The organism is Microbacterium croceum (assembly GCF_023091245.1).
In the GTDB taxonomy this organism is placed as follows: domain Bacteria; phylum Actinomycetota; class Actinomycetes; order Actinomycetales; family Microbacteriaceae; genus Microbacterium; species Microbacterium croceum.
On sequence record NZ_JAHWXN010000001.1, the window covers coordinates 2,490,360 to 2,511,744 of the forward strand.

18 protein-coding genes are annotated in these 21,385 nt (G+C 68.3%); all 18 read right to left on the bottom strand.

Annotated features, from left to right (window positions below; genetic code table 11):
• Window positions 1–72: 72 nt before the first annotated feature.
• Window positions 73–981, bottom strand: coding sequence for a guanylate kinase (gene gmk / locus KZC51_RS11780; protein WP_247630150.1), 909 nt, complete (start codon window positions 979–981; stop codon window positions 73–75).
• A complete protein-coding gene (gene pyrF / locus KZC51_RS11785) occupies window positions 974–1,816 on the bottom strand; it encodes an orotidine-5'-phosphate decarboxylase (RefSeq protein WP_247630151.1) in 843 nt (280 codons plus the stop codon). Before pyrF ends, gmk begins: the two co-directional genes overlap by 8 nt.
• Window positions 1,813–5,100 (bottom strand): carbamoyl-phosphate synthase large subunit, encoded by a 3,288-nt coding sequence (carB, locus tag KZC51_RS11790; RefSeq protein ID WP_247630152.1) that lies wholly within the window; start codon window positions 5,098–5,100, stop codon window positions 1,813–1,815. Before carB ends, pyrF begins: the two co-directional genes overlap by 4 nt.
• Entirely contained in the window at window positions 5,100–6,245 is a 1,146-nt protein-coding gene (gene carA / locus KZC51_RS11795) for a glutamine-hydrolyzing carbamoyl-phosphate synthase small subunit (protein WP_247630153.1), read from the bottom strand. The genes carB and carA overlap by 1 nt, the downstream gene beginning before the upstream one ends.
• Window positions 6,242–6,754 (bottom strand): PH-like domain-containing protein, encoded by a 513-nt coding sequence (locus KZC51_RS11800; protein ID WP_247630154.1) that lies wholly within the window; start codon window positions 6,752–6,754, stop codon window positions 6,242–6,244. The genes carA and KZC51_RS11800 overlap by 4 nt, the downstream gene beginning before the upstream one ends.
• Window positions 6,751–8,055 carry a dihydroorotase gene (locus tag KZC51_RS11805; RefSeq protein WP_247630155.1) on the bottom strand — a complete coding sequence of 435 codons (1,305 nt, stop codon included), beginning with the start codon at window positions 8,053–8,055 and terminating at the stop codon, window positions 6,751–6,753. The genes KZC51_RS11800 and KZC51_RS11805 overlap by 4 nt, the downstream gene beginning before the upstream one ends.
• Window positions 8,052–9,017 carry an aspartate carbamoyltransferase catalytic subunit gene (locus KZC51_RS11810; protein ID WP_247630156.1) on the bottom strand — a complete coding sequence of 322 codons (966 nt, stop codon included), beginning with the start codon at window positions 9,015–9,017 and terminating at the stop codon, window positions 8,052–8,054. Before KZC51_RS11810 ends, KZC51_RS11805 begins: the two co-directional genes overlap by 4 nt.
• Window positions 9,014–9,544 carry a bifunctional pyr operon transcriptional regulator/uracil phosphoribosyltransferase PyrR gene (pyrR, locus tag KZC51_RS11815; RefSeq protein ID WP_247630157.1) on the bottom strand — a complete coding sequence of 177 codons (531 nt, stop codon included), beginning with the start codon at window positions 9,542–9,544 and terminating at the stop codon, window positions 9,014–9,016. Before pyrR ends, KZC51_RS11810 begins: the two co-directional genes overlap by 4 nt.
• Window positions 9,545–9,644: 100 nt before the next feature.
• A complete protein-coding gene (locus KZC51_RS11820) occupies window positions 9,645–11,222 on the bottom strand; it encodes a Rieske 2Fe-2S domain-containing protein (protein WP_247630158.1) in 1,578 nt (525 codons plus the stop codon).
• Window positions 11,223–11,334: 112 nt separating this feature from the next.
• On the bottom strand, window positions 11,335–14,625 hold the full coding sequence (locus KZC51_RS11825; RefSeq protein WP_247630159.1) for a DEAD/DEAH box helicase: 3,291 nt from the start codon (window positions 14,623–14,625) through the stop codon (window positions 11,335–11,337).
• Between the two features lie 55 nt (window positions 14,626–14,680).
• Window positions 14,681–15,091, bottom strand: coding sequence for a transcription antitermination factor NusB (nusB, locus tag KZC51_RS11830; protein WP_141871983.1), 411 nt, complete (start codon window positions 15,089–15,091; stop codon window positions 14,681–14,683).
• 3 nt (window positions 15,092–15,094) lie between these two features.
• Window positions 15,095–15,655: an elongation factor P gene (gene efp, locus KZC51_RS11835; protein ID WP_247630160.1), complete on the bottom strand. Its 561-nt coding sequence runs from the start codon at window positions 15,653–15,655 to the stop codon at window positions 15,095–15,097.
• A gap of 74 nt (window positions 15,656–15,729) precedes the next feature.
• Entirely contained in the window at window positions 15,730–16,167 is a 438-nt protein-coding gene (gene aroQ / locus KZC51_RS11840) for a type II 3-dehydroquinate dehydratase (RefSeq protein ID WP_247630161.1), read from the bottom strand.
• Window positions 16,164–17,252, bottom strand: coding sequence for a 3-dehydroquinate synthase (aroB, locus tag KZC51_RS11845; protein ID WP_247630162.1), 1,089 nt, complete (start codon window positions 17,250–17,252; stop codon window positions 16,164–16,166). Before aroB ends, aroQ begins: the two co-directional genes overlap by 4 nt.
• A complete protein-coding gene (locus KZC51_RS11850) occupies window positions 17,249–17,767 on the bottom strand; it encodes a shikimate kinase (protein WP_247630163.1) in 519 nt (172 codons plus the stop codon). Before KZC51_RS11850 ends, aroB begins: the two co-directional genes overlap by 4 nt.
• On the bottom strand, window positions 17,751–18,980 hold the full coding sequence (gene aroC, locus KZC51_RS11855; protein WP_247630164.1) for a chorismate synthase: 1,230 nt from the start codon (window positions 18,978–18,980) through the stop codon (window positions 17,751–17,753). Before aroC ends, KZC51_RS11850 begins: the two co-directional genes overlap by 17 nt.
• Before the next feature lie 84 nt (window positions 18,981–19,064).
• Window positions 19,065–19,877 (bottom strand): shikimate dehydrogenase, encoded by an 813-nt coding sequence (locus KZC51_RS11860; protein ID WP_247630165.1) that lies wholly within the window; start codon window positions 19,875–19,877, stop codon window positions 19,065–19,067.
• A 4-nt stretch (window positions 19,878–19,881) separates the two neighbouring features.
• Window positions 19,882–21,384: an endolytic transglycosylase MltG gene (gene mltG / locus KZC51_RS11865; RefSeq protein WP_247630166.1), complete on the bottom strand. Its 1,503-nt coding sequence runs from the start codon at window positions 21,382–21,384 to the stop codon at window positions 19,882–19,884.
• Window position 21,385 lies beyond the last annotated feature (1 nt).

Here is a 21,385-nt window from a genome sequence, read left to right on the forward strand (position 1 = left end):
GGCACGCGACCCTTCGACAAGCTCAGGGACCCGGATGGCCCTTCGACAGGCTCAGGGACCCCGCTCAGCGGGTCAGCGTGCAGAGCTTGAAGACAATTCTACGACCTCGGCGGCGGCGTCGGCGACGTTCTCGTTCACGATGAGGTGATCGAACTCGTTCTGGGCGGCCAATTCGACCTTCGCTGTGCGCAGCCGTCTGGCGCGTTCCTCGGCACCTTCGGTGCCTCGGCCGACCAGTCGCTGCACGAGCTCGTCCCAGCTCGGCGGGAGCAGGAAGATCAGCGTGGCGGCCGGTTCAGCCGCCCGCACCTGGCGCGCACCCTGCAGGTCGATCTCGAGGAGCACCGTCTTGCCCTCGGCCAGTGCGGCATCGATCGGCGGCCGCGGCGTGCCGTAGCGCGAGCGGTTGTGAACGACCGCGTACTCGAGCAGTTCGCCGTCGGCGATGAGCCGGTCGAACTCGGCATCGTCGACGAAGTAGTAGTGCACGCCGTCGATCTCGCCCGGGCGCGGCGGCCGCGTGGTCGCCGAGACGGACAGATGGATCTCGGGGTGGTTCTCGCGGATGTGCGCCGCCACGGTGCCCTTGCCGACGGCGGTGGGGCCGGCGAGCACGAGAAGCCGGCTGCGGGCTCCCCGCGGGGACAGCGGGGGGAATCGACCGTCGAGCCACTGCTCGAGTACGACCCGCTGGCGGGCCCCGAGTCCGCCGAGACGCTTGACCGGTGAGATCTGCAGCTCTTCCAGCACCCGGTCGCGCTTGCCCGCGCCGATCGCCGGCAGAGCGAGCAGGAAGTCGGTGATCCGCATGGATCCCTCGACGGAGTCCGGATCGTCGATCGCGCGTCGCAGCACGGCCTGTGGCGTGATGACGCGCATGGTGAGGTCGCGCTTGAGCGATGCGCGGGCACGTCGGCGTTCGACGGCCTTGCGCGCCGCGGCGGCGCGATCGACCTCGGGGATGACTCGTGTCTCAGCCACGTGTGGCCTCCTGGTACTGCGCGACGCGCGTCTCGATCGCTGCGGCGATCCTGTCGGGTCCGGCGCCGAGGATGCTGCGGCTCTCGCTGGCGATGACGCACGCCGCCATGGAGCCGAAACGGTCAGCGAGGTCGGCGGGTTCCGCGCCCTGTGCACCGAACCCGGGGGCGAGGATGGGTGCCGACGGCGCAAAGGTCGCGATTCCGGCAGACGACCAGTCGACGGTGGCGCCGATGACGACACCGATGCTCCCCCATTCCCCGGAGGCGACCGCTGCCGCGTTCCTGGTCGACACCTCGGTGAGCACTCCCGCTGCGACCGAGCCATCGCCGCCGCGCGAGCGCTGCAGCGGCTCGGCTTCGGGATTGCTGGTGGCGGCGAGCACGAAGATGCCCTTGCCATGCTCCGCCGCCAGCGAGAAGGCGCCGTCGAGCGCGCCGACGCCGAGATACGGACTGACGGTCAGCGCATCGGCTTCAAGAGGAGACCCCGGGGTGAGCCAGGCAGCGGCGTACGCATCCATCGTCGACCCGATGTCACCACGCTTGGCGTCGGCGATCACGATGAGCCCGGCTGCACGCGCGGCCGCGAGCACCTCCTCGAGTGCGATGAACCCCGCGGATCCGAAACGCTCGAAGAACGACACCTGCGGCTTCACGATAGCCACCCGCCCGGACGCCGCATCCACGGTGCGCAGCCCGAACTCCCGCACACCAGCCGCGTCCTGCGTCAGCCCCCAGGAATCGAGAAGAGCCGCATGCGGATCGATCCCGACGCAGAGCGGTCCGGACGAGCGGAGTACCGCCCGGACGCGCTCACCGAAACCTGCGCTCACACCGCGGCCTTCCGGTCGAGCGCATACTCCTGAAGGCTCTTGACGTCGAAGCCTTCGTGCGCGGCATCCATACCGCTGACCGCGGCACCGAGCACCGCCATCGTGGTGAACAGCGCCTTGTCGGCCGCCACCGCTGCGGCACGGATCTCGTAGCCGTCTGCACGCGCCGCACCGCCCGAAGGCGTGTTCACGACGATGTCGATCGACCCCTCGTTGATCAGATCGACGACGTTCTGCGCGCCGCTCTCCTGCGTCTCGCTGTACTTCTCGACGACCGTGACCGCGATGCCGTTGCGCGAGAGGATCTCCGCTGTCCCCTCGGTCGCGACGATCGTGAAGCCGAGCTGCTGCAGACGGTGCGCGGGCAGGATGACCGCACGCTTGTCCGAATCCGCGACCGAGATGAAGACGGTGCCCGAGGTGGGCATCCCCCCGTAGGCTGCGGCCTGGCTCTTCGCGAAGGCGGTCGGGAAGTCCTTGTCGATTCCCATGACCTCACCCGTGGAGCGCATCTCCGGGCCGAGCACGGAGTCGACGATCTTGCCGTCCTTCGTGCGGAAACGCTTGAACGGCAGCACCGCTTCCTTCACAGCGACCGGCGCGCCCAGGGGCACCCGCGAGCCGTCGTCCTCGGGCAGCAGGCCCTCGGCCTTGAGCTCGGCGACCGTGGACCCTGCCATGATGCGGCTGGCGGCCTTCGCGAGCGGGATGCCCAGTGCCTTCGAGACGAACGGCACCGTGCGGCTCGCGCGCGGGTTGGCCTCGATCACGTAGAGCACTCCGGCGCTGATCGCGAACTGCACGTTCAGCAGTCCGCGCACACCGACGCCCTCGGCGATCGCAAGAGTCGCGATGCGTACCCGGTCGATGTCGGAGCGTCCGAGCGAGATCGGCGGGAGCGTGCAGCTGGAGTCGCCGGAGTGGATGCCCGCCTCCTCCAGGTGCTCCATGACGCCGCCGATGTAGAGCTCGCTGCCGTCGTAGAGCGCGTCGACGTCGAGCTCGATCGCGTCGTCGAGGAAGCGGTCGACCAGCAGCGGCTTACCGGGCTCGATGACGACCTCGCCGGCCGTGCGCACGAAGTAGTCACGCAGGCTGGGCGAGTCGTAGACGATCTCCATGCCGCGTCCGCCGAGCACGAAGCTCGGACGCACGAGCACCGGGTACCCGATGTCCTCGGCGATGCCCACGGCGCCGTCGACGTCGATCGCCGTGCCGTGACGCGGGGCGACGAGGCCGGCGGCGTCGAGGATGCCGCTGAAGAGCTCGCGCTCCTCGGCGAGGTCGATCGCCTCGGGGCTGGTGCCGAGCACCGTGTAACCGGCGTCCTGGATGCCCTTGGCGAGTCCGAGCGGCGTCTGTCCGCCCAGCTGGCACACGACGCCGAGGATGGTGCCGCTCGCCGCCTCGGCATCGAGCACCTCGAGCACGTCCTCCAAGGTGAGCGGCTCGAAGTAGAGCCGGTCGGAGGTGTCGTAGTCGGTCGAGACGGTCTCGGGGTTGCAGTTGACCATGATGGTCTCGAACCCGGCGTCCGACAGCGCAAATGAGGCGTGCACGCAGGAGTAGTCGAACTCGACGCCCTGGCCGATGCGGTTCGGGCCGGAGCCGATGATGACGACCTTCGTGCGCTCGGAGGGCGTGACCTCGGTCTCGACGTCGTAGCTCGAGTAGTGGTACGGCGTGAGAGCGGGGAACTCCCCTGCGCAGGTGTCGACCGTCTTGTAGACCGGGCGGATGCTCAGGCCGTGACGGAGTCCGCGGACCTCGACCTCGCTGATACCGCGGATCTCGGCCAGCTGGGCATCGGAGAAGCCGTGCTCCTTGGCGTAGCGGAGCGTCGGCGCATCGAGCTCAGGGGCAGTGCGCACGATCTCGGCGACCTCGTTGATGAGAACGATCTGGTCGAGGAACCAGGGATCGATCGCCGTGGCATCGAACGCCTGCTCCACGGTCGCGCCCTTGCGCAGCGCCTGCTGCAGCACCACGATGCGACCGTCGGTCGGAGTCTTCGACACCTCGAGCAGCTCCTCCACGGAGCGCTCCTCCGTCCCCCAGTGGAAGCTGGACCCGCGCTTCTCCAGCGAACGCAGCGCCTTCTGCAGGGCCGTCGCATAGTTGCGGCCGATCGCCATCGCCTCGCCGACCGACTTCATGGTGGTCGTCAGAGTCGTGTCTGCGGCGGGGAACTTCTCGAAGGCGAAACGCGGAACCTTCACCACGACGTAGTCGAGCGTGGGCTCGAAGCTCGCCGGGGTGACGCCCGTGATGTCGTTGGGGATCTCGTCGAGACGGTAGCCGAGCGCGAGCTTGGCCGCGAGCTTCGCGATCGGGAAACCCGTCGCCTTCGAGGCCAGGGCGCTCGAACGCGAGACGCGCGGGTTCATCTCGATCACGATGATGCGACCGTTCTCGGGGTTGACAGCGAACTGGATGTTGCAGCCACCCGTGTCCACGCCCACGGCGCGGATGATGTCGATGCCGATGTCCCGCAGCTTCTGGTACTCGCGGTCCGTGAGCGTGAGCGCCGGCGCCACGGTGATCGAGTCTCCCGTGTGCACACCCACCGGGTCGACGTTCTCGATCGAGCAGACCACGACCGTGTTGTCGGCCGTGTCGCGCATGAGCTCCAGCTCGTACTCCTTCCATCCGAGGATCGACTCCTCCAGGAGCACCTCGTTGGTCGGCGAGTCGTGCAGTCCGGCGCCGGCGATACGGCGCAGGTCCTCTTCGTCGTAGGCGAATCCGGAACCCAGGCCGCCCATCGTGAAGCTGGGGCGCACCACCAGCGGGTAGCCGAGCTCGCTCGCCGCGGCGAGCACCTCGTCCATGGTGTGCGCGATGCGGGAGTCGGCGACGTCGGCACCGGCATCGAGCACCAGCTGCTTGAAGATCTGGCGGTCCTCGCCCTTGTTGATCGCCTCGAAGCTGGCGCCGATGAGCTCGACGTCGTACTTCTCCAGGATGCCGTGGTTGTGCAGCTGGATCGCCGCGTTCAGCGCAGTCTGGCCGCCGAGCGTCGGAAGGATCGCGTCTGGGCGCTCCTTCGCGATGATCGACTCGATGACCTGCCAGGTGATCGGCTCCACGTACGTCGCGTCCGCGAAGTCGGGATCGGTCATGATCGTGGCGGGGTTGGAGTTCACCAGGATCACGCGCACGCCCTCCTCACGGAGGACGCGGCACGCCTGGGTGCCGGAGTAGTCGAACTCGCAGGCCTGACCGATGACGATCGGGCCGGAGCCGATGACGAGGACGGAGCGGATGTCGTCGCGCTTGGGCATTACTTGGCGTCCTTCTTGGTGGCCACGACCAGGTCGCGGAACCGGTCGAAGAGGTAGTTGGCGTCGTGGGGGCCGGCGGCGGCCTCGGGGTGGTACTGCACAGAGAAGGCCGGAATCTCGAGGGCTCGCAGTCCCTCCACCACGTTGTCGTTCAGACCGACGTGGCTGACCTCGACCTTGCCGTAGCCGTTCGGGCTGTCGAAGGATCCCTCGAGCGGAGCCTCGACGGCGAACCCGTGGTTATGCGCGGTGATCTCGACTCGACCGGTGGATTTGTCGAGCACCGGCTGGTTGATCCCCCGATGTCCGAACGGCAGCTTGTAGGTGCCGAGTCCGAGCGCACGACCGAGCAGCTGGTTTCCGAAGCAGATCCCGAAGAAGGGCAGTCCGTCGTCGAGCACCGCACGCAGCAGCGCCACATGCCCGTCGGAAGCGGCGGGGTCGCCGGGGCCGTTGGAGTAGAAGACGGCGACGGGGTCGATCGCGCGGATCTCATCGATCGTGACGTTCTGCGGCAGCACGTGCACGTCGAACCCGCGTGCAGCGAGGTTGTCGATGGTCGCCTGCTTCACGCCGAGGTCCAGCACGGCGAGGTTGCCCACGCGCTCGCCGATTCCCGTGGTGATGGTGGCGACGTCCACCGAGACCTCGGAGGACAGATTGCGACCCGCCATCTGCGGGGCCTCGCGCACGATGCGCACCTGCTCCTCGGCTTCCAACGCCGCGGCGTCGCCCGAGAAGATCCCCCCGCGCATCGACCCGGCCGAGCGGATGTGACGCGTGATGGCACGGGTGTCGATGCCGCTGATCCCGACGATGCCGTCCTGTACGAGGATCTCGTCCAGCGAGGCCTTCGCCCGCCAGTTCGACACCACGCGCGAAGGATCGCGCACGATGTAGCCGGCGACCCAGATGCGTCGGGACTCGGTGTCCTCGTCGTTCATGCCGGTGTTGCCGATGTGCGGTGCGGTCTGCAGCACGATCTGGCCGGCATAGGACGGGTCGGTCAGCGTCTCCTGATACCCGGACATTCCGGTGGCGAAGACGACCTCGCCGAGGGTGGTTCCCCGGGCGCCGTAGGCGCGGCCGACGTGGCGGGTACCGTCCTCGAGAACGAGTACGGCGGGTTCGGGCAGAGCGGTCATCGTGTGGCTCCTGTGTCGGGGGCAGCGGGGACGAGCCGCTGCAGATCAGAGATGAGGGATCGGGGATCGCCCGTGGCGAGGCGGAGGTACGAGTCGACGATCGTCTCGTCGTCCGCGTTCCAGGCGATGCGGATGAGTCCGCCGGGTTCGACCACCCGGTCGATCGTGACCGTGGCGCGATCCACGGTCACGAGCCGCGAGGAGGCCAGGAACACGGTGGGCGCTCCGTCGAGGCAGAGCGCGACACCGCGGTCGGTCACGGCCAGCTCACCGCGGGCACGGTACTCCAGCGGCGACACCGTCACGCGCTCCAACGGCTGCTCGTGCCGGGTGGTCGAGACGTACAGCACCTCGTCACGGCGGGCGACCTCGGCATGCTCGGGCACTCCCAGCGGAGCGCTGAGCGCGGAGTCGCGTCGGAGTCTTCGTCGCCAGGCGAACAGCATCGTCAGCAGCACCAAGAGCGCCACGGCGATGGTGATCGCGATCGCGAGATCGCGTGTGCTCATGCGTTCAGCTCCTCGACGACGGAACCGGAGTCGACCGTGACGACGCCGCCGTGCACGGTGAACTCCACCCGTCCGGGCAGCGCGCGCCCGAGGTACGGCGAGTTCACGCTGCGTCCGTGCAGGTCGGCCTCGGTGAAGACACCGTCGACCGAGGCGTCGTAGAGCGCGAGGTGGCCGGGCTGTCCGACCGCGAGCGGGGTACCGTGCCCGGCGAGCTGACCGATCCGGGCGGGAGCGGCGCTCATGACGCGGGCGACGTCCTCCCAGCCGATCAGGCCGGTCTGCACCATCGACTGGTGCACCACCCGCAGCGCGCTCTCCAGGCCCACCATGCCGTTCGCCGCGGCCTGCCACTCGCAGGCCTTGTGCTCGCTGGGGTGCGGGGCGTGATCCGTGGCGACGATGTCGATGGTGCCGTCGGCGAGGCCCTCGCGCACGGCGAGCACGTCTTCCTCGCGGCGCAGCGGCGGGTTCACCTTGAAGCGGGCGTCGTAGCCGCGCACGAGCTCGTCCGTCAGCAGCAGGTGGTGCGGGGTGACCTCGGCCGTGACGGCGATCCCGCGCTTCTTCGCCCACCGGATGATGTCCACCGAACCGGCGGTGGACAGGTGGCACACGTGCAGCTTCGAGCCCACGTGCTCTGCCAGCAGCACATCACGGGCGATGATCGACTCCTCGGCGACGGCCGGCCATCCGGTCAGGCCGAGCTCGGCCGACACGATGCCCTCGTTCATCTGGGCGCCCTCGGTCAGGCGGGGGTCCTGCGCGTGCTGGGCGATCACGCCGCCGAACGACTTGACGTACTCGAGGGCTCGGCGCATGATCAGCGGGTCGAACACGCAGAAGCCGTCGTCGCTGAAGACGCGCACCTTCGCCCGAGACGACGCCATCGCGCCCAGCTCCGCGAGACGTTCACCCTTCTGCCCGACCGTCACGGCGCCGATCGGCTGCACGGTCGCGTACCCCGCTGCCTCGCCGAGTGCGAGCTCCTGCTCCACGACACCGGCCGTGTCGGCGACGGGCGAGGTGTTCGGCATCGCGAACACGGCGGTGAATCCACCGGCCGCAGCGGCCCTGGTGCCGGTGAGGATCGTCTCCGACGCCTCGTACCCCGGCTCGCGCAGATGCGTGTGCAGGTCGACCAGTCCAGGCAGCGCGACGAGGCCGTTCGCGTCGATGACGCGGGCACCCGCCCTGCTGAGTCCGGTGCCGATCTCGGCGATCACTCCGTTCTCGATGATGATGTCGGCGCTCTGCGCACCCACCAGCTGTGCACCGGTGATCACGAGGGTCTCGCTCACAGGTCTCCCCCTCGTTCGTCGTCTCGTTCTCCTGCCAGCAGCAGGTACAGCACCGCCATGCGGACGGAGACCCCGTTCGCGACCTGTTCCAGCACCGTGGAGCGGGCGGAATCGGCAGCTGCGGAGGAGATCTCCAGCCCGCGGTTCATGGGTCCGGGGTGCATCACAATGCTACCGTCCGGCAGACCGGCCACACGCAGTGCGTCGAGACCCCAGCGCCGTGAATACTCCCGCTCAGTAGGGAAATACGCCGCGTTCATCCGCTCGAGCTGGATACGCAGCATCATCACGGCGTCCGGCGCGTCCGCCAGGGCGACGTCGAGGTCGTAGAGCACCCGCACCGGCCACTGCGACACGTTCTGCGGCACGAGCGTGGGCGGGGAGACGAGGGTGACCTCGGCGCCGAGCGTCGTCAGCAGCCAGACATTGGAACGCGCGACCCGCGAGTGCAGCACATCGCCGACGATCACGACGCGCACGCCGCTGAGGTCCTTGCCCCGGCTGTCCGCTCCGAAACGGCGCTTGCGGATCGTGAATGCGTCGAGGAGCGCCTGTGTGGGGTGCTCGTGCGTGCCGTCTCCGGCGTTCACCACGCCGGCCGAGATCCAGCCGCTCGTCGCGAGCGTCTGGGGGGCTCCGGAACTCGGGTGACGGACGACGACAGCGTCGGCGCCGATCGCCTCGAGCGTCTGAGCCGTGTCCTTCAGGCTCTCGCCCTTGGAGACGCTTGAGCCCTTCGCCGCGAAGTTGATCACGTCGGCGGAGAGACGCTTGGCTGCCGCCTCGAACGAGATGCGCGTGCGCGTCGAGTCCTCGAAGAAGAGGTTGACGACGGTCTTGCCCCGGAGCGTGGGGAGCTTCTTGACCTCGCGCGACTGGGTGTCGGCCATGTCCTCGGCGACGTCGAGGATGCGCAGGGCGGTGTCCTTGTCGAGCGTGTGGGTGTCGAGAAGGTGCCTCATGCGCCGATGGTCACCTCCTCGGTGCCGTCGTTCTCGAAGAGGCGCACGTTGACCCGCTCGGTGCGGGCAGAGGGGATGTTCTTGCCGACGAAGTCGGGGCGGATCGGCAGCTCGCGGTGGCCGCGATCGACCAGGATCGCGAGACGCACGACCGCGGGGCGACCGATCGACTGGATCGCGTCGAGGGCGGCACGGATGCTGCGTCCGGAGAAGAGCACGTCGTCGACCAGAACCACGGTCTTCCCGTCGATCCCGCCGACCGGGATCTCCGTCGGCCGAGGCGAGCGCGTCGGGTGCTTCGAGAGGTCGTCGCGGAACAGCGTGACATCGAGTGCTCCGACGGGCACGGACTGCTGGGCGATCTCACTGATCAACGTGCCCAACCGGTGGGCGAGAGTCACGCCGCGCGTCGGAATGCCCAGCAGGACGAGGTTCTCAGCGCCGCGATTCGACTCGAGGATCTCGTGGGCGATGCGGGTCAATCCCCGCGAGATATCGGCTTCGTGTAGCACAGTGCGCGTGCTCATCTGCCGCTCCCTTCTCCGCCTCACAGGACGGTGTTAAAGGTTGCTTGTGGATCGAGTCTATCGGAGACGCCGCGTCGGCGACGACCTCGGCACCTGTCGGTCAGCTCGCCTGCTCGAGGACCTCGTCGTCGACCTGCTCCGCCTTCGTCGCCCGGATGGGGTGACCGCTCGTCGACAGGCAGCTGCCCGTCTTCAGGTCCCACTTCCAGTCGTGCATGCTGCAGGTGAGCACACCGTCCTCGTCGACCTTTCCGGTCTTGGTGAGGTCGGCACGCAGGTGCGGGCAGCGGCGCTGCACCACCCAGTCGCCGATCACGGCATCCTCGGTCTGGTCGGTCTGCTCCTGATACCAGTTCTCGACGTACTCGATGCGATCCACGGACAGGCACTTGAGGAACGTGGTGAGGAACTCGTTGAACTTGCCGCTGCGGCCCACTTGGAACTGCATCGACAGGAAGATCGAGTTCGACCAGTCGATCTCGTGATCACGGATGTTCGTCGAGACCAGGTCGGCGGGGATCGTGTACCAGTACACGCACTCCTCCCCCGCGTACTCGCGCACCTTGGCCCGAGGGAAGTCCACGACCATGTCGAGTTCGCCGATGCGGAACCGTACGTTGCCGCCGACGCCGAGGCGGATGGTGCGCGACTTCTTGAGCAGCGGCTCCCACCAGGCCTTGATCGCCGCGAGCATCTCCTCCGGGGGCATGATCTCCGCGCGCGACGCCTCCTCGTCGAGGATCTCCTGCTGACGGCTGGCCCGCTGCTCCTCGAGGTACTCCCACTTCTCGTCGAAGATGTGGCTGAGCTCGGCCTCGCTGTACAGCGTCTGCTCCGTCGTCACCTCGCCGCCCTCGACCGTGACGAGCGTGCCGGGGACGAACAGATGGCCGTCGTACTGCGGAGACAGCTCGTTCATGTGCGCGAGGAACTGCTTCTGATCCGTGAAGATCGACTCGCCGTTTCTTCCCAGCCCGTTGAAGTCGAACAGGTCATCGCGCAGGAACATCGGCGGCCCGGCCATCGGGAACACGTGCGGCGCATCGACCTTGTCGATGTAGTACATGGCGCGCTTGTTCTGCGAGTCGCGCTTGAGCTGGGCGAAGTTCTGCTTCGCATCGAGGGGGAGGTCGTAGACCATGGGCCACCAGATGGCGCCGGAGACCTGGGTGAAGTAGGCGTCTGGCTTCCCGAAGTGCAGGAGCGTATCGAGATCGAGCGGGTGGGAGTCGTTCTGATTCAGCATCGAACCGGTGCCGTCGTCGACGCTGAGCGACGAGTCGCCGATCGGTCCGTCGCTGGGTGCGCGCAGCGGCGTGATCATGATCTTGAGCTCACCGCGCTGGATGATCTCGCCGGCGGGCGCATAGGTGATGTTCTCGAATCCGAGGGCGCGGATATCGCGCTCGAGATCGTCGATCGGGTACTCGGGCAGGAGCACCTCGATGTCCTTCGAGATGTAGCGCTCCAGGAGCGTCGGGTCGAAGTGGTCGCGGTGCCGATGCGAGATGTAGAGGAAGTCCGCGTCGCGTCCGAAGCGCTCCCAGTCGAGACCGCGATTGTCGGGGAACGGGAACCAGGAGCCGAAGAAGGACGGTCCGAGCACGGGGTCGCAGATGATGTTCCCGCCGACCGTCTCGATGAACATCCCGGCGTGGCCGAGTCCCGTGATCCGCATTGTGCTCCTCCTGTGCATCCCGGGCACCCGGTCCGGGGTGCCTCGTAGGGACGCGCTCGATTCTACCGGCGGCATTCTGGACGAGCCGTCGGACCGGCCGTGAGAAAGACCCTCAATCGTCGAAGAGACCGCGGATGTCGTCGGCCGTGAGCGACTGCGCGAACAGCGCCTCATCGTCCATCACGGCGGTGAACAGGCGGGCCTTGCGCTGCTGCAGCTCGCGGACCTTCTCCTCGATCGTGCCCGCGGCGATCATGCGGTAGACGAAGACCTGACTGGTCTGACCGATGCGATGCGTGCGGTCGATCGCCTGCGCCTCAGCGGCCGGGTTCCACCAGGGGTCGAGCAGGAAGACGTAGTCGGCCTCGGTCAGCGTGAGTCCGAACCCGCCCGCCTTCAGGCTGATCAGGAACACCGGCTGCTCCCCTGCCTTGAAGCCCTCCACGACGTCCTGCCGCCGCCGTGTCGTGCCATCGAGGTGGGCGTAGGGAATCCCGGCTTCCTCCAGCCGCGCGGCAGCCAGGTCGAGGAACGACGTGAACTGGCTGAACACCAGCGCGCGGTGTCCCTCGGCCTGCAACTCCGCCACCCGCTCGAGGAGCGTGTCGAGCTTGCTGGAGCCGATGGCGGCGTCGTTCTCGTCGACGAGCCCCGGCGCGAGGCTCAGCATCCGCAGCAGGGTCAGGGAGCGGAACACGATGAAGCGGTTGCGGTCGAGATCGTCCAGCAGACCGAGCACCTTCTGCCGCTCGCGCTGGAGCACCACGTCATAGAGCGCCCGATGGGCAGCGCTCAGCTCGACCTCGAGCACCTGTTCCTGCTTCGGCGGCAGCTCGGGCGCGACGAGTTCCTTCGTGCGACGCAGCATGAGCGGTCGGATACGGCGACGCAGCTGCGCGAGACGGCGCTGGCGGTACTCCCCGCCCTCTTCGTTCTCGGGGACCTTGCCCTTCTCGATCGGCTGGATGTAGCGATCACGGAACTTCCGCGCTGAGGGGAACAGGCCGGGAGCAGCCAGTTTCAGCAGCGACCACAGGTCCGAGAGGCTGTTCTCCATCGGCGTGCCGGTCACGGCGTATGTCACATCCGCATTGAAAGTGGAGATCGCGCGATGCAGCTTCGTCTTCGGATTCTTCACGAACTGCGCCTCGTCCAGGATGAGGCCCGCCCACTCGACTGCTGCGAACTGCTTCTCATCGAGTCGCGCCACCGTGTACGAGCTCACGACGATGTCAGCGCCGGCCGCGGCATCCGCCATGGTTCCGCGGCGCGTGCCGCTCGTGCTCTCGACGAGGGCCACCCGGAGCTCGGGGGTGAAGCGCGCGGCCTCGGTGCGCCACGTGCTGAGCACGGAGGTCGGGGCGAGCACCAGGAACGGTCGCTGCTCCCCCGCGTCCCGCGTGTGCTGCACGAAGGTCAGCAGCTGCAGCGTCTTGCCGAGTCCCATGTCGTCGGCCAGGATGCCTCCGAGCCGGTGCCGCCACAGGAAGGCGAGCCAGTCGAATCCGGCCTTCTGATACGGGCGCAGCTCGGCGTGAACCCTCGACGGCACCGGCGTCGACGGAACACCCGTCGCCGCACGCAGACCCTCTGCGGTGGAGCGCCAGCTCACCGCGGGCTCCGCTTCATCCGCGAGGTCTTCGAACTCCTCCCAGAGATCGGTCTGATAACGACTGATGCGCGGACCGGTCTCCCATTCGTCGAGTTCGCCCGCTTCCTCGATCAGCTCGCGCAGCCGGTCGAGCGCGGGGTGGTTCAGTGTGAAGTACCCGCCGTCCGAGAGCAGGAGCTTCTTCTTGCCCTTGCTGAGCGCGGAGAAGAGCGGGCCGAAGGGGATGCTCCTGCCGTCGATCTTCACGATGATGCCGAGATCGAACCAGTCCGCGTCCGTGGTCTCGACCGTCGTCACGGCCACCTCCGGCGTCCCGGTGAGTTCGCGGTACTCCTTGCGCGTGCCGGTCGTGACCACCGTGACGCCCGTGCGTTCGAAGGCTGGCACGACCTGGGCGATGAAGGCCGCCGCGTCGATGTCGTGGAACGAGCCGGACGGCCGGAACCGGGTCGACATGTGCTCCTGCCACACGGTCTCGAGCTCCGCGCCGCGCACCTCCTCGGCCTCAGGATCGCGCACTGCGGCCTGGCTGGGCAGGAACGGCACCGTGCCGAATCCGCGATACGACCACACGAACGAATAGCTGACCACGTCGCCGCGTTCGAAGGCGACGTTCAGCACCGGTTCCGGCGACGGAATGGCAGGCAGAGCGACATCGCCGACCGTCTGCACGGCGGTGCGGCGCGCGAGCAGCGGATAGGCCTCGGCGACGAAGGCCTCCTCCTCCTGCGCCGGCACGATGATCGGGCGCCGCGCCTCGAGCAGTGCCCGCACCTGCGCACTCAGTGGTACCTCTGCGAGTGTGATCTGGATCCTGCTGCCGAACAGCGCGGCCGTATACACCCCGGAGCGACCGATCGGATGCACGTCGGCCGCGGCCACATCCGTGCCATCGATGGACGCGATGGCGGCGACAGCCAGCGCGCTCTCGTCATCCCGGGTGATGCGCGCGGAGATCTCCGCCGAGTCGGCGAGGCGCACGGTGGAACTCTTCTGACTGGCCACCAGCGGGATGCCGAGAGCCGCACCGGCGCGCAGATGCCCCCACAGCAGCCCGGACTCGATCTGGTCGAGCACCAGCCAGTCGCCGGCGTTGCCCGAGAGCAGCGAGTCGCGCGAGATGCTGAGCAGGTCGCCGAACCAGCGGTTCTGCACGCGGCCGAACTGCGTCGCATCGCGCCTCACGAGATCCCATGTGGCGTGTCCCTGGATCCACGCTCCGCTCTGATGGCTGCGCATCAGCGGGCGGATGGCCAGGAAGAGATCGCCCGACGCTCTGGCGAGGTCGCGGGGCGTCGCCGGTCGGACGGCCCGGGGCCCCCAGTGGTTGTCGCCGCGTGGCTCGCGATGACGCAGTTCGACGCCCAGAGCCAGAGGGCGCGTCTGGACGGTGGCGCTCTGATCGACCAGTGCACGCCACGACGGCGCGGCGGGGGGCTCGGCCGGCGGGGCTGCGGCGGCGCGCTCTGCCGTCATCGCGCCGTTCTGCTGCGAATACTCCTGCACGTTCGAGGCCAGGAGCGCCGCGACGACGTGTTTGCATCCGGAACGGACCGGGCACGTACACCGCGTGGAGCGTGCGTGGCTCTTGCCATTCGACGACACGAATCCGACCTCGACCAGGTAGGTCGCATCGTGGCTGCCACGGACATGGGCTTCGAGCTCGTGTCGCTCCTCGTCCCAGACGATGTCCAGGACGTTTCCCTCACGGAAGTACGCCAGCCCTCGTGCGTAGCCTCCGGCATCCGTGATCTGCATGAGATGACGGAGGTCGACGTGAGGTGCGGGCATGCCACCATCCTTCCCGCGGTGTCCGACAGGGGCGCGAGGGCCCGCACGAGAAGCGTCAGGCGGAGCGGGAGACGCGCGCGAGCACGCCGTGCACGAACGCGCCCGAATCGTCGGTCGAGAACTCCTTGGCGAGTTCGACCGCCTCGTCGATGGCTACGGCCGTGGGCACCTCGTCGTTGTAGAGGATCTCCCACACGCCGATGCGCAGCAGGGCGCGATCGACCGCAGGCATGCGCTCGAGCTTCCAATCGCGACTGTGCGTCGTGATCTGCTCATCGATCTCGTCGCGGTGGTCGACGATGCCGTCGACAACCTCGCGGGCATACAGCCAGGAGGCCTCACGGGCGGGTTCGCTCGCGGCGCGCTTCGCCTCCGCCGCGAGGGCCACAGTGACCTCGTCGCCACGGACATCGGCGGAGAACAGGATGTCGAGAGCGCGCTTGCGCGCCTTCGTGCGGGCGCCCACGCCTTACTTCTCGCGGCCGAGGTAGCCACCCGTACGCGTGTCGACCTTGACCTTGGTGCCGGCCTCGAGGAACAGCGGAACCTGCATCTCGTAGCCGGTCTCCAGCGTCGCGGGCTTCGTTCCTGCGGACGAGCGGTCGCCCTGCAGGCCGGGCTCGGTGTAGGTCACCTCGAGCACGACGGAGGCAGGAAGGTCGATGTAGAGCGGGTTGCCGTTGTTGAGCGCGATCGTGACCTGCTGGTTCTCCAGCAGGAAGTTCTTCGCGTCGCCGACGGTGGCCGCGCCGACAGTGATCTGGTCGAAGTCCGTGGCGTCCATGAAGACGTAGCCGTCGCCGTCCGTGTACAGGTAGGTGTAGTCGCGACGGTCGACGTTCTCGATGTCGACCTTCGCCCCAGCGTTGTAGGTGCGGTCGACGACCTTGCCCGAGACGACGTTCTTGAGCTTCGTCCGCACGAAGGCTCCGCCCTTACCAGGCTTGACGTGCTGGAACTCGATGACGCTCCAGAGCTGACCGTCGATGCTGAGGACGACGCCGTTCTTGATGTCTGCGGTAGATGCCATGCGCTGCGGGTTCCGTTCGTGTGTGGTTTCTCGGTCGTCCCTTCCCTGAGGACAGGGAGGACCGACAGTCGATTCTACGGGATGAGCGCGAGCAGCTGTCGCACGGCGTTCGCGTAGCCGTCGACACCCTCACCGCTCACGCGCACCGCGGCGACGTCGTGCAGGTAGGAATGGTGCCGGAACTCTTCGCGGGCGTAGACGTCGGAGATGTGCACCTCCGCGAACGGCAGGCTCACCCCGGTGAGTGCGTCACGCAGCACGACCGAGGTGTGCGTGAGCCCCCCGGGGTTGATCACGATGCCTGCGCAGTCCGCGCGGGCCTCATGGATCGCGTCGATCAGCACGCCCTCGTGGTTGCTCTGCACCGCACGCACCTCGAAGCCGCCCTCGGCCGCCGCTTCCGCGGTGATCCGTTCGACATCCGACAGCGTCGCCGTGCCGTACACCTCCGGCTCCCTGGTGCCGAGCAGGTTGAGGTTGGGGCCGTTCACGAGCAGGAGGCGGCGCGTCATTCCCCGACCTCCTGGTAGGCCGCGAACAGCAGCGACTCGTCCGGAGCCTGCAGCACGGTGGGCTTGGCGATGTCATCGAGCAGGATGAAGCGCAGCATGCCGCCTCGGCTCTTCTTGTCGCGCTGCATGGTGGCCAGCAGCGCCGGCCATGCGCCCGCGCGGTACGAGGTGGGAAGGCCGAGCGACTCGAGGATCGAGCGGTGTCGGAGGGCCGCCTCATCCGGAAGCCGACCGGCGAGACGCGAGAGCTCTGCGGCGAACAGCATGCCGACGGAGATCGCCGCGCCGTGACGCCACTTGTAGCGCTCGGAGTGCTCGATCGCGTGCCCGAGCGTGTGTCCGTAGTTGAGGATCTCGCGCTGGCCCGCCTCGCGGAAGTCGTCGGAGACGACCTTGGCCTTCATATCGATCGCGAGCTCGACCGCGCGGCGGAACTCCTCCGTGGCGGTGTCGATCGCGCGCGCAGGGTCGGCCTCGATGATGTCGAGGATCTCCGGCGCCCAGATGAAGCCTGCCTTGACCACCTCGGCGAATCCGGCGGTGGCCTCGTTCGGGCTCAGACTGGCGAGCTCGTCGAGGTCGCCGATCACGGCGCGGGGAGCCCAGAAGGCGCCGACGAGATTCTTCCCCTCGGCGGTGTTCACACCGGTCTTACCGCCGACGGAGGCGTCGACGAGTCCGAGGACCGTGGTGGGCACCTGCACGATCTCGATACCGCGCAGCCAGGTCGCGGCGACGAATCCGGCGAGGTCGGTGACCGCGCCTCCGCCGTATCCGATGACCGCGTCGGTGCGGGTGAAGTCGGCCTGACCCATGACCTGCCAGCAGAAGGCCGCGACCTCGATGCGCTTGCCCTGCTCGGCATCGGGGATCTCGGCGAGCAGCACCTCGCGGGGGCCGTTCGCGGTGTCGGCGAGCAGGCGATCGCGCAGTTCGCCCGCGCGCGCAGCCAGCGTGGGCGGGTGCACGACCAGGATCTTGCGCACTGTCGGCGAGAGCGCCGCGGAGACGCGGTCCAGGATGTCCCGTCCGATGGTGATGTCGTAGGGATCGTTCCCGGTGACGCTGATGGTCGTCGTGCTCATCGCTGCTCTCTCCTCCATGCCACGATCTCGTCCGCGATCCTCTGCATCGGCCTGCGGGACGTGTCGAATGTCGTCGACGAGACCTCGTCGTACCAGCCGCGACGCTCCTCGAAGATCGCCTGCCAGCGCGCCAGCGGGTCTTCTCCGGCGAGCAGCGGCCTGCTGCTGCCACGGATCCGATCCGCGACCGCGTCGGCGGAGACCGTCAGGAACACCACGGGGTGCGCGCGCAGCAGTTCGCGCGTGCCTGCATCGGTGACTGCTCCCCCGCCGAGCGAGATCACGCCGCCCTCCGTGAGGGCGGCGGCCACGGCCGCACGCTCCAGGTCGCGGAAGTACTCTTCGCCGTGCTCCGCGAAGATCGCCGGGATCGGACCATGCTCCGCCACGACACGCTTGTCGGTATCGATGAAGGCCACGCGCAGCCGTCGGGCCACGCGCCGACCCACGCTGGTCTTGCCCGCGGCCATCGGGCCGACGAGGACCAGCGTGAGGGGCTCAGCCTCGCTCGTCATGCGCGATGAGCGCCGCCTCGGACGCCGGGGTCGTACGCAACTCCTCCGGGATGCCGGCAAGGTAGCCCTCGAGGTTGCGTCGCGTCTCGCGGATGCTGTCGCCGCCGAACTTCTCGAGCACCGCGCGCGCCAGCTCGACCGCGACCATGGCCTCGGCCACGACACCGGCCGCGGGGACAGCGCAGACGTCGGAACGCTGGTGGTGCGCCGTGGCGTCGTCGCCCGTCGCGATGTCGATCGTGCGCAGCGCGTGCGGCACCGTGGCGATCGGCTTCATGCCGGCGCGCACGCGCAGCACGGTGCCGGTCGACATGCCGCCCTCGGTGCCACCGGCACGGTCGGAGCCGCGGGTGATGCCGTCGGCGGTGGCGAAGAGCTCATCGTGGGCCGCCGAGCCGCGGCGACGAGTGGTCTCGAATCCGTCGCCCACCTCGACGCCCTTGATGGCCTGGATGCTCATGAGGGCCTGTGCCAGGCGCGCGTCCAGGCGGCGGTCCCAGTGCACGTGCGAACCGAGCCCCGGGGGCAGGCCGTAGGCGAGTACCTCGACGATGCCGCCGAGCGTGTCGCCGTCCTTCTTGGCGTCGTCGACCTCGGCCACCATGAGAGCCGAGGTGGCGGGGTCGAAGCAGCGCAGCGGATCGGCGTCGAGCAGATCGACGTCATCCGGCGTCGGCAGCGCGGATCCGTCGGGCACGCGCACGGGCCCGATCGACAGCGTGTGGCTCACGAGGCGGATGCCCAGCTCACCGAGGAACGACCGCGCGATCGCGCCGAGGGCGACGCGGGCGGCGGTCTCGCGGGCGCTCGCGCGCTCGAGGATCGGACGGGCCTCGTCGAAGTCGTACTTCTGCATGCCGACCAGATCGGCGTGGCCAGGACGGGGGCGGGTCAACGGCGCACCGCGACCGCGCGACTTGTCGGTGAGCTCGACGGGCTCGGGGTTCATGACCTCGATCCACTTCGGCCACTCGGTGTTGCCGATGCGCAGGGCGATGGGGCTGCCGAGCGTCTTGCCGTGGCGCACGCCACCGGAGATGCTGAGCTCGTCCTGCTCGAACTTCATCCGGGAACCTCGTCCATAGCCGAGCTTGCGGCGGGCGAGATCGGCCTGGATGGCCTCGGAGGACACCGGGACGCCCGAGGGCAGTCCTTCCATCACAGCGATGAGTTCTGGGCCGTGCGATTCGCCGGCAGTGAGCACGCGGAGCATTGCTCCAGTCTCCCACGGGTTGCGCCCCCTCACGCGCCGCGTGTCACCGAGCGGCGGTGTACGCGGAGCGAACCGGGTACGGAGTCAGAGCGCCGCGCGCATCGCGGCGAGCACTCGTCCCTCGTCAGGCAGCGGCTCCCGCGGGTCACCGTGATGGAAGATGCGGATCTGGCGCACGGCCTGATGCAGCAGCATCCCGAGCCCGGAGATGACGGGCCGCTCGCCCCACACCGCGGCCAGGGCAGACGGCCAGGGCGCGTATGCGGCGTCGAACAGCGCTCCCCCGTCGTCGGCCAGTCGTGCCGCGACCGACGCATCGAGATCGGTCCCGCTGGGGAGCGTCGCGAGGGTGAGGTCCACACGTTCGGCGGGAGCATCGAGGAGGCCGGTCGTGATGCGCACACCGAGCGACTCGCCCAGGGTCACGAGCCCGGCGGCACGCTCGGGCCGTCGCGCCCGCACGTCAGCCCGGGTCGCGCCGAGTTCGTGAGCCGCGAGCAGGGCGGATGCCGCTGTCGCTCCCGCACCGAGGATGCGCACGGTCTCCACAGCCGTGACGCCGTTCTCGGCGAGAGCATCGACGATGCCACCCACATCCGTGTTGAATCCGGCCGGCTCGGCACCGAGCAACAGCGTGTTCACGGCGCCGCTGATCTCGGCATGGCGATCGCGCGTCGCCGCAGCGCGAAACGCCTCCTCCTTCAACGGCATCGTGAGCGACAGGCCACGCCACGACGCGTCGAGCGCATCGATCGCGGACGAGAAATCGGGCGCGGAGACCTGACGGCGCCCGTACTCCCAGTCCAGCCCAAGCACCGCGTAGGCGGCGGAATGAAGAGCGGGCGACTTCGAGTGCGCGATCGGGTCGCCCCAGACCGCGAGATGCGACACCGTCATGACGTCAGCATCCGGCATCGGGATTGTCCCGGCACCACGCCTGCCACTTCTCGATACCCGCCTGGTGCTCCTCGTACGTCTCGGAGAACTGCGTCTCGCCCGTCGCCAGGTTGATGGTCACGAAGTAGAGCCATGGACCGTCGGCCGGATGCATCGCCGCATCGATGGCGGCGAAGCTCGGGCTCGCGATCGGCGTGGCAGGAAGACCCGTGATGACGTACGTGTTCCAGTCGTTCTGGTCCGCGAGGGCCTCGGCGGAGCTGGACACCACGCCTTCGTGCAGCGAGCCGTAGCCGTACTGCGCGGTCGAGTCCATCTGCAGCTTCATGTCGATGTCGAGACGGTTCTGGATGACCCGCGACACCTTGGCGAAATCGTCGGTGCGTCCCTCGCGCTGGATGATCGACGCGATCGTGAGGACCCGCTCGGCGTCCGCATCGGGCACACCGGCCTCCGTCAGCGCCTGGCGGGTGCGATCCACCATCCTCTGGATGACCTGCACGGCGGTGACCTCGGGATCGAAGGTGTAGACGGCGGGGAACAGCCACCCCTCCAGGTTCTGTGCATCGACCCCATAGGCCGAGGGATCCTTCACCGCAGCCTCGAAGTCGGCGAGCGGCAGTCCGAGGGACTCCGCCATCGACGGCAGCGACGAGACGATCGTCCCGCCCTCCGACATCGAGACCGTGTTCTCCATCTTGTTGTCCGGGTTCTGCAGCGCCTCTGCGGCCGCTGCGGCCGTCATCTTCTTCTGCAGCTTGTAGACGCCGGGGTAGAACGTGAGGTCGGGTGCCTCGGCGACGAGGTAGTCGTAGAAGACACCATCGGTCTTGGTGACTCCTGCTTCGAACAGCTTCGTGGACACCGGCGCACCCGTGTCGCCCTCGCTGATCGTCACGAGCGCCTCTCCCGTGGCGAGCCCGTCTTCCCAGTCCTTGGGCTCGCCCCACCCCATGGCCTCGGTGATCTTGTCGCCGTAGGTACTCATGACCCAGACGCCCGTCGCCGCGATACCGCCGACGATCACGAGCACGATGATCAGCGCCACCAGGCATCCGGTCCGGCGCTTCTTCTTGGGCGTGCGCGAGGCAGAGTGCTCGTCCTCATGCGGAGCGAAGAGATCGTCGAGCCCTCCGCCCAGCGGAGGCTGCGACTCACCCGACGCCGGAAGGACCTTCGGAAGCGCGCGCGTGGGTGTGTCACCGAGGTCGGAGGCATCAGCGGAGTCGCGGACGGGAGTGCTCGACGGCACTCCGGCTCCGACATCGTCGGCGGACGCCCGCACCGGAGCCGTGGCGGGCTCGGACGACTCGGTGGAACTACCGCCTGGCGCAGCGCCCTGTCCGGTGGCAGATGCCGCTTCGCGCGCGGCACGGCGCGACCCTGGTGCAGGTGCGTTATTGTCCACCGTCGGGAGCTGCTGCGTCGGATCGGGAAGGTTCTCGAACAGGTCGCCCAACCGGGCGTCCGGATCGTGCTGGGGGGAAGCACTCTCGCGTTCGGACATG